11 protein-coding genes are annotated in these 12,909 nt (G+C 50.8%); 6 read left to right on the plus strand and 5 right to left on the minus strand.

What is annotated here, in order from left to right; translation table 11 throughout:
- Nucleotides 1-17: 17 nt before the first annotated feature.
- Nucleotides 18-1,646 carry a TldD/PmbA family protein gene (locus IE181_RS06120; RefSeq protein ID WP_191250881.1) on the minus strand — a complete coding sequence of 543 codons (1,629 nt, stop codon included), beginning with the start codon at nucleotides 1,644-1,646 and terminating at the stop codon, nucleotides 18-20.
- A 230-nt stretch (nucleotides 1,647-1,876) separates the two neighbouring features.
- Complete coding sequence (locus IE181_RS06125) at nucleotides 1,877-2,785, minus strand: LysR family transcriptional regulator (protein ID WP_191250883.1); 909 nt, start codon at nucleotides 2,783-2,785, stop codon at nucleotides 1,877-1,879.
- A 97-nt stretch (nucleotides 2,786-2,882) separates the two neighbouring features.
- Here IE181_RS06125 and IE181_RS06130 point away from each other — a divergent pair, with 97 nt between their 5' ends.
- Together IE181_RS06130 and IE181_RS06135 are read left to right on the plus strand one after the other, a co-directional pair.
- Complete coding sequence (locus IE181_RS06130) at nucleotides 2,883-4,094, plus strand: DUF6841 family protein (RefSeq protein ID WP_191250885.1); 1,212 nt, start codon at nucleotides 2,883-2,885, stop codon at nucleotides 4,092-4,094.
- A 111-nt stretch (nucleotides 4,095-4,205) separates the two neighbouring features.
- A complete protein-coding gene (locus IE181_RS06135) occupies nucleotides 4,206-5,747 on the plus strand; it encodes a cryptochrome/photolyase family protein (RefSeq protein WP_229819237.1) in 1,542 nt (513 codons plus the stop codon).
- A 21-nt stretch (nucleotides 5,748-5,768) separates the two neighbouring features.
- Here IE181_RS06135 and IE181_RS06140 read toward each other — a convergent pair whose 3' ends face one another.
- Nucleotides 5,769-6,980, minus strand: coding sequence for a helix-turn-helix domain-containing protein (locus IE181_RS06140; RefSeq protein ID WP_191250887.1), 1,212 nt, complete (start codon nucleotides 6,978-6,980; stop codon nucleotides 5,769-5,771).
- A 144-nt stretch (nucleotides 6,981-7,124) separates the two neighbouring features.
- Between IE181_RS06140 and IE181_RS06145 the strand changes: the two genes are divergently transcribed.
- The 4 genes from IE181_RS06145 to IE181_RS06160 all read left to right on the plus strand — a co-directional run bounded on the left by IE181_RS06145 (nucleotide 7,125) and on the right by IE181_RS06160 (nucleotide 11,498).
- Nucleotides 7,125-8,495 carry a hypothetical protein gene (locus tag IE181_RS06145; RefSeq protein ID WP_191250889.1) on the plus strand — a complete coding sequence of 457 codons (1,371 nt, stop codon included), beginning with the start codon at nucleotides 7,125-7,127 and terminating at the stop codon, nucleotides 8,493-8,495.
- Between the two features lie 141 nt (nucleotides 8,496-8,636).
- On the plus strand, nucleotides 8,637-10,004 hold the full coding sequence (locus IE181_RS06150) for a PDZ domain-containing protein (protein ID WP_191250891.1): 1,368 nt from the start codon (nucleotides 8,637-8,639) through the stop codon (nucleotides 10,002-10,004).
- 10 nt (nucleotides 10,005-10,014) lie between these two features.
- Entirely contained in the window at nucleotides 10,015-11,142 is a 1,128-nt protein-coding gene (locus tag IE181_RS06155) for a hypothetical protein (protein ID WP_191250893.1), read from the plus strand.
- Nucleotides 11,143-11,327: 185 nt separating this feature from the next.
- Nucleotides 11,328-11,498 (plus strand): hypothetical protein, encoded by a 171-nt coding sequence (locus IE181_RS06160; RefSeq protein ID WP_191250895.1) that lies wholly within the window; start codon nucleotides 11,328-11,330, stop codon nucleotides 11,496-11,498.
- Between the two features lie 67 nt (nucleotides 11,499-11,565).
- Here the strand turns inward: IE181_RS06160 and IE181_RS06165 are convergent, their stop codons facing one another.
- Nucleotides 11,566-11,916 carry a YigZ family protein gene (locus IE181_RS06165; protein WP_191250897.1) on the minus strand — a complete coding sequence of 117 codons (351 nt, stop codon included), beginning with the start codon at nucleotides 11,914-11,916 and terminating at the stop codon, nucleotides 11,566-11,568.
- Nucleotides 11,917-11,984: 68 nt separating this feature from the next.
- Nucleotides 11,985-12,830, minus strand: a complete 846-nt coding sequence (locus IE181_RS06170; protein ID WP_191250899.1) for a DUF6544 family protein — start codon at nucleotides 12,828-12,830, stop codon at nucleotides 11,985-11,987.
- Nucleotides 12,831-12,909 lie beyond the last annotated feature (79 nt).

Genomic DNA, 12,909 nt, shown 5'->3' on the forward strand with positions numbered 1-12,909 from the left:
GATTTGCCAAACGCCAACTAGACCTTACGGGCCGTGCTGATCACGTTTACATTGTTAAAGCGGGTGGTAGGGCAACCGTGTGAAACGGCGCTTACCTGGGGCGGCTGCCCCTTACCATCAAAGAATGATCCACCAATTCTGTAGTCAGACTTGCCAGCCAGATCGGTACAACTGTTCCAGAATTCCTGTGTATTGGACTGGTAAGCAACATCTTCGATCTGATCAACGATCTTGCCGTCCTTGATTTCATAGAAAAGCTGACCACCAAACTGGAAGTTATAGCGCTGCTGATCAATCGAGAAAGATCCGCGGCCAACGATATAGATACCGTTTTCAACGCCTGCGATCACATCTTCTGCGCTTTTGTCTTCTTCGCCAGGACGCAGGGAGACGTTTGCCATCCGCTGGAACTGCACATCACGCCAGCTTTGGGAATAACAGCAGCCATGCGATTCTTTTTCGTCAATGATATGGGCCTGATCGCGGATCGCCTGATAGTTTACAAGGATACCGTCTTTTACAAGGTCCCATTCCTTGGTCTTCACGCCTTCATCGTCCCAGCCAACATAGCCAAGGGAGCCAACCTGGGTCTTGTCCGCAAACAGATTGACTTTGTCAGACCCATATTCAAACGTGCCGCTTTTCCATTTGTCGAGCGTTGCAAAGCTGGTGCCCGCATAGTTGGCTTCATAGCCAAGAACACGGTCAAGTTCCAGCGGGTGTCCTACGCTTTCATGGATTGTCAGCATCAGGTGGTGCGGGTCGAGAACCAGATCATATTTGCCAGGCTCTACCGATTTGGCCTTCAGTTTTACCTGAAGCTGTTTGGCTGCCTCGGTCGCATCTTCGACAAGGTCATATGACTTGCCGTACCCGATGTTGGCACCCTGCACGCGGATTTTGTCTTCTTCGCGACCATCCAGATATTCAAAACCCATTCCAACTGGGTTTCCAAGGCCTTGGCGCTGTTTGAAGCCGCTTTCACCCACAGCTGTGGCAAAGAATGGACACCAGAGGCGGTGCACATCCTGATCTGTGTATGTGCCCTCAGTCGATCCGAAATATTTCTGCTCGTTCACCAGGAACAATACGCTGGTGATGAAGTTCGCACCGTTTGAAAGGGCTGCATTGTTTGCTTCCAGAAGCAAGTCGACCTTTTCCTTAATTGGAACCTCGAAGGCATTTTTCTTGATTGGTGTTTTCCATTCAACATCGCCGTAGCTTTCGACAGGGGCTAGCTGCACGGGATCTGTCTGAAACTTGGCATTTGCCTTTGCCACCGCAACGGCTGTTTCGGCTGCCTTTGCAATGCCGTCATCCGTCATGTCGGATGTAGAGGCAAAACCCCATGTGCCGTCCGCTATCACACGAACACCAATGCCGTAGGATTCTGTATTCACTACGTTATCGACACGTTTTTCCTGAGCGGTGATGAATTGGTTCAGATACCGTCCGATACGTACGTCAGCATAGGTTGCCCCCTTTGACGTTGCCGCGTTCAGGGCGACATTGGTCATCCGCTTTTTCATCGCGACATCTGCTGCTGGCTCTAGCAGAGCTTCTGCGGATACTGCATTCCCAATCACGGGTAGCATAAGGCCCCCAAGCCCCACACCAGTTAGTTTGATAAATTGCCTTCTGTCCATTTTTTTGCCTTTTGTTTATTAGCCCGCGGGCCATTTCTATAGCGCAATAGATTCCGATTAAGACGCCGTGCCCCTCCCTGTGGACAGACGCAAAGGATTTTTACACGCTGGAATACTGTATAGACAATTGGCACTTGTCAAATAGTTGCTGATGAAATTAAACCATGGTTTTAGTGGGCCGACCTGAAACTTCATTTGTCAAAAGCCATGATCCTCTTTGGTGTCCATATTCAGAGCGGAACACTATTGTCGTTAGGAACTGCGGCGGGAGTGTTAGTGCCCTGGATTATATCTTTTTTCTCAAGGAGGGCCTTTGTCAGGAAACTGATCAGAGTTTTGATGCGGGGGCTGGTGCGCAAGTCAGGGTGCGTTAAAATCCATAAGTCCTGCTGCAACAGGGGTTTTGTGCCCGGCAGGCGACGAACGGTAGGGTCCGTGTCGCCAAGAAAGCAGGGCCCCACATACATGCCAAAACCACGTGCAACAATGCGGTGCCGGGCGGTGATGTCCTTTAGTTGCAGTTGCAAAGGATGGTTGGGGTAGGGGGATAGTGCCAGAAGTTCTCTATGCCATTTTTCGTCCATGCCACCAACCCAACACCGGTCCTCTTCCGGCGCGGTGCGCAGGTATGCGTCAGTGCTATAAAAGCCAATTGCGTAAGGAAACAGACGGCGTCCAACCAGATGGTCCGGTGGGGTGTCACTGCCGCGTATGACAACGTCTGCTTCTGACTTGTCCAGATCGACCAGAGTAAAGGAGCTGTCAATCCGCAACTTAATGTCGGGGTATGTTCTGCAAAACGCACTAATATCATCGGCCAGTAAATAGTCTGCATACGCTTCTGGCAAGGAGACATCTATACCCCCTTGGTGGTGCATGTCCTGCGTGCTGATCAGATGGTTTGTTTCCTCCGCCAGTGCCTCCATCTTCTCAGCGGCCTTGACTAAAATCTCACCAGTTTGAGTGGCTTGATATCCTCCGGCAACTTGCTCAAATACATTATGGTTATAGGCATCATTCAGTGCCTGGATCCGCCTGGAAACCGTTGAATGGTTCACGCCCATAAGCTTTGCCGCGCCTCGCAACGTGCCCGTCCGCGCAAGTGACAGAATAAATTGATAATCATCCCATGCTTTCATTGGTGCAAAATTGCACCATTTTACGGAAAAATCAATCCGCCCATGCTGGCAGGTGGGTATGTATGCTTCGGCTCTAATCGGAGAAGGAGCACATTATATGCGAGGACTATTAATGATGGCAGCACGCAGAACAGCGCTGGCGTGCATGACGGGACTATCCTTCGTGACCGCATCCCTTGGGGGACTGCAGGCCGTAAACGCTGCAGACGTGGCAGATACCACAGGGGTCTCAGGTGCCAAAGAAGACGTGATGGGACTTTTTGTGCTGCATAGCCCTACTTGGAGGGCAGAAGCGGATGTAATGAAGCGCATGCAGGAGGAGGAGCAATGCCAGATACGGCGACAGGGCAGGATTGAAGGTGCTCGAGGAGCGATGTCCATTCAGGGGCTGGACCGGTTTAGCTTTTTTGAGTGTGCGAGGCGTCCGGCTGCTGCGCGACACGCATCCTGGGCGCAGTTTCAGAAAGATCTGAAGAGCGACGGGGCGCTTGCAGTTGCGGGTACCTATCACCGGTATCAAAAAGATACACCGGATGTAGACACTAGCAACAGTCGAAAATATGTGCTGAAAATCAGCCGTCTGAAGGGCGGGAAGGATGATGAGTTTTGGGCCGATCACACTGACTTTATGGATACGGCGCTTGAGCGCCCGCATGCCTTTACCTACAAAGCTGCGATACGCGTTGATTGGGCCGCAGGTATGCCTGCGCCCGAGTTGTTCGAAGTTTTTTATTATGACAATGATGCCCAACAGGAACTGTTTCTGGAAAATAACCTGGACATACGACAGCGTTCAGCAACCTTTAACGCAAAGCATATGGCCGAGTATGTCTATATGGCAGCAAGGGTTGAGACAAAAGAAGGCACTGATAAAAGCCCGCCGGGGGGCAACAGTCCCCAAGACAGCAGTGTGGGTGACGATGATGCCAGTGCTTTCTTCGCACAGTATCTGGATGCCTATAATGCCTATGATCCCGTGCGTGCGTCACAGAATTATAACGATACCGTAACAGTTATTGGTAAGACTGTATCCCAACTGTCGCGGGACGGTATGGCATCGCTTTTAGGGCGCTTTCTGGGGCAACTGAAAGACCAGGGCGTCAAACGGTTTGCGTGGTCACATCAGGGGCTGCAAATGCTGAATGATACGACCGCAATTGCCAGCAATGTTGCGGCACGGTATCTGGCAGACGGAACCGTTTTTAATACGGCTTCGGCAACTTTTGTTGCGGTGAAAACGGACGCGGGCTGGAAAATATCTGTACTGATTTTGCATCCCTCAGATGCGATTTTGCCGCTGGGGCGCTAAAACGTTTCAGTGCCAAAATTTGTCCCGTGGGTTTGGGGGTAGTTAAATCTGCGGCGCTGCTCTGTGCGTATACTTTTTATCATGTCAGATAAAGGAAGTGCCGTGCCGAGTATGCTGCCCAGATTAATCCTGATCCTTGGGGACCAGTTAACCCCGGACATTTCTGCACTTAAGGGAGCCGACCCAGAGCGAGACCACGTGTTGATGGCGGAAGTGCAGGATGAAGCAACATATGTTCGTCACCACAAAAAGAAGCTGGCATTTGTGTTGTCGGCCATGCGGCATTTTGCCGGGGAACTGCGGGCCCTTGGTTTCAAGGTTTTGTATGTGCCCCTGACGGATGATCACAATACTCAGTCACTGCCTGGGGAGGTTCGTCGTCACACTGCAGCAGGGCATTACAGCGACGTTGTCATGACCGAAGCGGGGGAGTGGAGACTGCGGCAGGCATTCTCCAAATTGGCTACAGATATTCCAGTGCCGCTGGAAATCCGTCCAGACACACGGTTCCTCTGCTCAGAGGAAGAGTTTAAAGATTGGGCAGAGGGTAGAAAAAGCCTGCGCATGGAATATTTCTATCGTGAAATGCGGCGCAAAACCGGTTTATTGATGGATGATGGCCAGCCAATAGGTGGGCAGTGGAATTTTGACAGTGAAAACCGTAAACCGGCGAAGAATGATTTGTTTCTACCGTCTCCGCCCAGCCACACCCCGGACCAGATAACAGAGGATGTGATATCGTTGGTTGCGGAAACATTTGCGGATTATCCGGGTCAGTTGACACCTTTCTGGTTTGCTGTCACACGGGCGCAGGCGGAAAAGGCCGCAGACTATTTCATTACCCATGCATTAGCGGATTTTGGTGCCTATCAGGATGCCATGCTTTCGGGACATCGCTTTTTATACCATTCGGTATTGTCGCATTATATTAATATCGGCCTTCTTGATCCACTCAGTGTGTGCTGGCAGGTGGACAGAGCGTACCGGGAAGGTCGGGTGCCGCTGAATAGTGCAGAAGGATTTATTCGTCAAATCATCGGATGGCGGGAGTATGTGCGCGGTATTTATTTTTTGAAAATGCCCGACTATGCCAGTAGCAATTATCTGGAAGCTGCCAGAGCCTTGCCGGACTTTTACTGGTCTGCCGACACGGACATGCACTGTGTGCGGGCGGCAGTTACGCAAACCATGGAGGGCGCGTACGCCCACCATATTCAGCGCTTGATGGTAACAGGCAATTTTGCATTGATTGCCGGGGTTGACCCCGGTGAATTGCACGAATGGTATCTGGCGGTTTATGCAGATGCATATGAGTGGGTGGAAATGCCCAATACAATTGGGATGAGCCAGTTTGCCGATGGCGGTCTGTTGGGGTCAAAACCATATGCCGCCAGCGGTAATTATATCAATAAAATGTCAGATTATTGCAAATCATGCCGGTATTCGGTATCGGCCAAGACCGGCGATGACAGCTGCCCGTTTAACAGCCTTTACTGGGATTTTATGATCAGACACAGATCCAGATTTGCGAAAAATCCCAGGGTCAGCAGGGTTTACACAACGTGGGACAGGATGAAAGAAGATACCAGGAATGCCTATACGTCAACGGCCCGTGCCTTTCTTGCACGGTTGGACGCAGGCAAGCGACTGTAGGGGGGCAGAGGGGGCTATAGATCAGGAAACCGCTTTGTTCCGTGCTTTTTTCTTATATTCTGAAGCCGTGCAGTTCATCTGTTCCTTGAAGGCTTTGTTGAAGGTGACACGGTTGCTGAAGCCTGATTCCAGAGCGATGCGTTCGATGGGCCAGTGTAGCTTTGGATCGTCAAGTAGCCCGACAGCATGCTGCACGCGGTAGCTGTTAATCAATTTATAGAAATTGGTCTCCAGCCCCTGATTGATGACCTGCGACAGCGTGTGTGATTTCATATCCAGCTTTTTGGACAGGTCGGTCAGGGATAGTTTGTCATCCAGATAGAGCTGGTCTTCTTCCAGACTTTTTTCAATCATGCGGGCGATTTCATGGGTCGTGCTTTCCGGTAGGGCTGAATAGAGATATTTGACTTTTTCGTCAGTCTCTTGCGCCCCCGACGTGGCCTTTGCATTGGTTTGGCCAGCCTCTGTCAGCAGTCTTTCTTCCTGGGTGAAGACAATCTGAGGGTTCTGCAGACCTGCAAACCCCATGGCCAACACAATAACTGCGATGAATAATAACCAGCCTTGGCTGACCAGACTGAGTGTGCCTATCCCTGCATATTGCTGTGCAAGAAACAGACCCACCCACAAAGCCTCCAGAAGGATAAAGGAAATAGCCAACAATCTGAGTTGTTTGATAATGTCTCCGCTATTGTCCGACCGCAAATTCTCCGCGCTATGGGCAAATAGATTAAGTTTCTTCCAGCTTGCATACAGGTACCCGGCCAGAATGACCTTAATGGCAAGCAGCCTGATCACAATTGCTGTTGGAAGAACGACGATGCCACCGGCCGATGATGCGGATCGGTCATACAGCGCCACTTTCTCTGCGCCCGACAGAAGTATGAAATCAGAGTTCACATAAAACCACATACCAACAAACGGGACCAGGTGCAGCGCCCAGTCGACAAGGCGGAATGGGGGGTCACCGGTCATTCTTCTTACATATGCATAAAAAACCGGCCCCAGTGTCAGTACCATATAGGGCATCAAATTCATCAGATGGGGAACATAGCGGTATAAACCAGAATAGACGGCACCACCTTCGAACAGGGTATAAGCCATGATGGCAAGCATGACAGATAATAGCCGACCGGATTGCAGGGTTGCAGAGCGTCGCCATAAGACGATTGCAAGCATAAAGGCATGACTGAATGCTATGAAATATATTACGCTGAGAAGGCTAAGCGCCATAGTCGGTCCCGCAGTTATTTACCCGCTTGGTATTAAGACTATCCGGAAAGGGTGTGTAAATCTCCATTTATTTTATCAGGAAGGGAGCGGCTCTTATCTACCCTGTTCTTTCAGTCGGGGCATGAAAGATAAAAGGGATACAAAATGGATGTGAAAGCAATACTGGCAAGGGGATTAAGCGCTATTATTCTACTGTCTGGCGGGGCGATTGCAGATGGTGAAGGCGCGGCCAGTGGCGCTGCATACAAAGAATATTGTGCCAGTGTAACTTTTCGAGAAACGCCCTTTGCGGATATACGGTGTGGCAGGAAGCTACGCCAACAGACTATCGGGGAAATGAAACATTTCCAGCTGGACTATGATGGTGCAGGCAGGCTCACAGAAGTTCGCTATCAGCAGGGCACTTCTCTCAGGGCTTACAGTGACAGGTTTGTCCGCGCACCGCGCATCGCAATTACCTATCAGAATGATACGGAAATCCGCACTTTCTATAATGAGTGGGGCCACAGGGCGCTGGTAAGCGGTGATGTTTATGAAGTGCGCTTTAATCTGGACGCGGAGGGTGTCCGAAAGGCTGCACATTTTTACGGGTTGGATGGCCAGCCGGTAAATAATGATTTCGGTATAGCTAAGTATGAATGGGATGTTGCCACAGACGGGGACGTAATTGAACGCCGCTATAACCTAGCCGGGGAATTGGTGCGTAATCGCCCTGGATTTGGCTATATGATTACCCGGTTTAGCTATGATGCCAGAGGCTTGCTGGCGCAGATGGACAATCTTGGTACAGATGGGCTGAAGGTAACAGCAGATGAAGCCGGTATTGTCAGTACACGGATCAATTATGACCATCATGGGCAGTTTACCGGTTGGGTGAATCTGAATGCCGCTGGAAACCCGCAGCGAGGTATGAGCGATATTGCAATTATTCGGTATCTTCCATCACGCTATGCCTCTGAGGAAGTTGCGACATTCATTGATGCGGACGGTACACCCCAGACAACCGGGTGGGGGGCGCATCAAGTTATCTATAGTTTTGATGTGTTTGGTAATGCGGTTGACCGCAAACATTATGATACTTCGGGGCAACTGACGGGGACTGTCTCAGGTGTGGCGCGAATAGTCTCCCGCTGGACACAGGATGGTGCTTACCACCAAGAGGACCAGTATTTTGACACCGATGACAATCCTGTTGCCAGCAGCTATTCCAAAATTCACAAGCTTGCCACCCAGATGGGAAAGAACGGCAGACCCGCGGAAAGAAGCTTTTTAAATCTGGCGGAGGATGTGATCACTCATCCCGGATTAGGGTATGCAACAGAGTATTTTATCTTTGATGCAGCGGGCCGTCTTACAGAGAGGGGATTTCGGGATGCAGACGGCTCCCCCGCGGACCACCGCACATGGGGTGTTGCCCGTTTTACATATACGTATGACGGTACCAATTTGACATCTGCGCGTGCTTACAAGGCAGATGGAACCGTCGCAAAACCACTGTGGAATCCAGCGCACTAATAGAGGGGTAAGACCGGAGGAAGCTTTCCCACCCCCGTGGTCCTGCGATTAATGCGGTTAATTTCAATCCATCTTATCAAACTGTGGCGGAATGCGGTGCAAGGATAATCCCATGTTTCACAAAGGGGTGGTGGACGTTAGATGAAATTCCTATCAATTGTTATGACAGCAATGCTTTGGACGCTGCAAGCCGGTGCTGAGGATGTTGAACTGCAACGCAGCGCCTTTCTGGGCGTGATACCAGCATCGCCTGCACAAGGGCAGCCAGTGATCGTTGCGAGCCTGCATCCCGCCGGATCGGCACAAGCTCTGGGTGTTCTCGAAGGGGACGCAGTGTTGACGGTCAACGGTCAGGAGGTGCCCGATTATCCAACGCTCGCGCGGATAACCGGACAGGTACGCGCGGGGGAGACACTATCCCTGACAGTGCGCCGCGATGGGGCTGTACAAACCCTGACCGGGGCTGTGGCGGTTCGTCCGCTTGAGACAGGGGATGGCTATTCGGTTACTTACGGTCAGTTTGAATGGCAGGATAACCACATCCGTTCTATCGTCTATACACCGGATACACCGCGACCGGACGGTGCAGCGGTTATGTATATTCAGGGATATACCTGCGGTTCTATTGATTACGGCATGGTCCCTGATCTGACCCTCAATCAGGTATTGGCGACATACGCAAAAGCGGGCTTCACGGTCTTTAAAATGGAGAAACCCGGTATTGGGGACAGTGTCGGGCCGCTTCGGTGCGATCAGTATGATTTTCATACGGAGAACGCAGCCTTTCAGGCAGGATTGATGCATTTCAAGACCCTGCCCGGTGTGAATGGTGATGCGGTCTTCGTTCTGGGGCATTCTTTAGGTGTACTTCATTCTGCTGTGCTTGCCTCAAAAGGGCTTATTGCCGGCGCGATGGGCTACGGCGGGGTTGTGAAGTCCTGGCATGAATATTTGACAGAAATCTACGCCAAACAGTCGGTAAAATATTGGGGCGTGTCGCAGGCACAGGCGGATGACAATGTCCGCACGATCAAACCGCTTCTGGCAGACTGGATACTGACAGATAGGGACTGGAATGAGGTTCTTGCTGACCCGAAGAACAAGGAGGCACTGGAAGCTGATTTATTGCCTATTCGCGGGGATCAGGTGTTTGACCGGCACTATAGTTTTTTCAGGTCGGTAAATGCCTATGATTTCCGGCAGCTTTGGGCGCAAAGTACAGCCTATGTGCTGATGATGCATGGTGGTTATGATATCCAGGCAATTGAAAGTGGCTGGCAGGATGACATTGCAGCCATCGTGAACGCGCAGCATCCGGGCACGGCAACTGCCCTGGTCTTTCCCCGGACAGAGCATGCGATGATGCGTTACCCGGATCTGGCAGCCCTGCGGCAGGCCATGTCTGAGGGTACCCACCGTGCGGGTAATCCAGGCGATAAATATAATCCGGATATAGCCAGCCAGTCATTGGCATGGATGCAACATATCCTTGATCAACAAAAAAATTAGAGGACACATAATGTCAAAAATACTCCTGCTGTCAGTAGTAATGAGCGCCGCTATATGGTCAACGAACGCCAGTGCGGAACAGGAACATTTCCGCCATATGATGTTCCGCGAAAGCCCCTACGCACCCTATCGCGGTATCTATCCTATGGATGGAAAAGATACAGAAAAAGCTGTCCATTACGAATTCTCGTATGACGATGAAGGCCGTGTAACGCGTATCAGCCACAAGTTAGATGATCAGACCGTCCCGCTTCACGGGGGCTTCGATACCTTTATCTGGTTTGCGCCAGAAGTCCGCATTGCGTACAGCGACGGTCAGGAAGTCCATACATATTACGGTACAGACGGTGTGCAAATACACGCACATGGACAGGTCTGGCGTGCGGTTTATTCGCTTGATGCCGATGGCAATCGCACCAGCCTGGAGTTTTTTGACAAGGACGGTGCCCCCAGTGCCAATGCATGGAATATCACCCGGTATGAATGGCGACCAAGTGAGGATGGCCATATCTTTGAAAAGCGTTTCAACCCGGCTGGCGAGCAGGAAAAAATGCGGCCGGTGCTGGAGTTTTATGAAGTGAAGCTGGAGTACGACCGGGACGGTAAATTATCCTTCATGCGGAATTATGGTCTGGACCATACACCAACCAATAATAGCTCTGGTGCAGGCATTGACCGGATTACCTACGACCTGAACGGTAATTTTATCCGTTGGCAAGTCTATGACAAGGACGGAAATGCAGTAGAAGGCAACCGCCCTATGGTGCATCTGGGTGAACATTTATACGACGATAAGGGTAATAAAATTGGTATGCGGGGATTTGATCGGCACGGTGTGCGGATGCCTTTCTCCTGGGGAGCCATCATGGAAGAAACTTCTTATAACCAGCAGGGTGTGCGCATAGCTTTTCGTTCCTATCGTCCTGATTGGTCGCTAGATGCCAATTTCGCTTTTGACTATTCGAAGGACCTTTCAAGGCAACTCAGTATCAAATCCATGGATGCTAATGGTCAGCTAAAAGATGATCCGCGCCTGAACGGTGGTGCTGTGTTGCAGTTTTCCCAGGATGATGCCGGCAATATTGTGCGCACTTTCAAACGGGCGGACGGCACACCTATCACTAGCGATGATGAATAGTTTCTCGCCGGGAGGGAAACCTCCCTGTTGTCACTCCTACCTGCAGCGAACTTCACAGGTAGGCACCTTACCTCCGTCTGGTTAAAGCCAGATGGAGGTCATTTCTTGATCAGGTCTGATGATGAAAATTCAGGTCACATCATAATCTGTTTTTGGCGGAGGGGAGATAGTATGCGTACCTTGATATGTTTTTCTGTGCCTGTCTTATGGTGGTCGGCGCCAGCAAGCTGGAGGCAGCGCAGTACCGGTTTGAAGGGCTGACACCTGCTGATTATAATCTGACCAAGCGGCAATATATGACCTACTTCATCGACAGAGATAAAAACGAGATGAAGTGGATTTCCCTGTGGGAGTGAGAGAGCCATCTGCGCACTATTGACGGGGGTAGACTATGTTGAGACGGTTCAGACATGGCATATCTGCTTAGAGTGCATTATCCAGATAGTAGCGCACCGCATCCTGAACGTGACGGAAACGGTCGCCACCTAAGTGTTTCCCGCCATACCAGCGGGTGACAACGATGATATGGCCCATCAGTTCTTCCCGTTCCAGCATTCGGACAATGACCATGCCGGCACCAGACTCGCCGTCGTCATTTTTGACAGGGCCATCTTCTGACAAAAATGCCCAGGTATTGTGCGTTGCCTTGGCAAATTTCTTGGACTTGCACAGGGTTTTAATGAACACTTTTGCCTCATCCGCGGAATGACACGGCCCACCGGACACCGCATATTTAGAACCACGATCTGAAATTATGCTTTCAAATTTTTGCATAGATCCTAGAAAGGTTTGAGATTGAGTTGATTATGTGACGGGCACCATACCACGGGACAAGGCGGGGTCTAGTGAAATCGTGCCGTCAGGATATGTGCTTTGAAGAAGGGAAAATACGCTGGTGTGCCGAAGTTGTTTCCCCCTTCAACATATGTCGCAATACGGTATCCATCAAAGCTTTGGAAGTTGGACGGTATTCCCCCAAATGGTTGCAGGCGAAAACGCTTGTCCTTGTTTGCATCGGTCCACCGTTGAAAGGAAACTTCCGTTGGTTGTCCGTCTTTGTCTACGGTGATGTCAACTTCCTGGGAAAGCGTACCGTGTGTGATTGTTACCCGCGCTGTGTCTGGTCCAGTCTGTGCCCAGCTAACACCCGGTCCGGGAAGTAGGGCGGCCGGGCACCAGAAAGCAGCTTCACCAGCGACCCTGCCAAAACTGGCGCGCAAATGATCATGGGAACCGCCTACGCGTACAACAGGGAGTAAGTTCACAAGCCAGAACTTCACCCATGATACACGGCTATACATGCCGTCTGACCCTGACAAAATTGTCACCGGACCACCGGTGCGCAGTTTCCAGATAAAGCCACTGGGCGGTGCCAGAAGCTGATGTGCCGTCATGGGCATATAGTTGGGAGCATCTTTGGTGCCAAGCCCTAAATCCCCCTGCATTGTCAATTCTACAACGGATGAAAGACGTGTCCCCGGTTTGATTGCAAAAGTAAAATATCTGCGCGCAGGCTCAGGCAGATCAGCAATCATGTCAGGTGAAAACCGGCAAGTCTTGTCTTGTGATGAAGATAGAAGTGCGTTCCATGTTCGGCGTAAGGAGACGGCATCCCACAAGCGCCAGCAAATCAGTAGGATCAGCAGTCCGAGGAAAAAGAGTAAAATATAATAGGCGATCTGGATCATACTGGCAGGACTCCGGGCTGATTGTCAGTCTTGGGAGTGTGCCGGGGACGTCTGTTTGGTTCAAGTTTTCTTTCTTGGT

Source organism: Kordiimonas sediminis (genome assembly GCF_014656395.1).
Classification (GTDB): Bacteria; Pseudomonadota; Alphaproteobacteria; order Sphingomonadales; family Kordiimonadaceae; genus Kordiimonas_A; species Kordiimonas_A sediminis.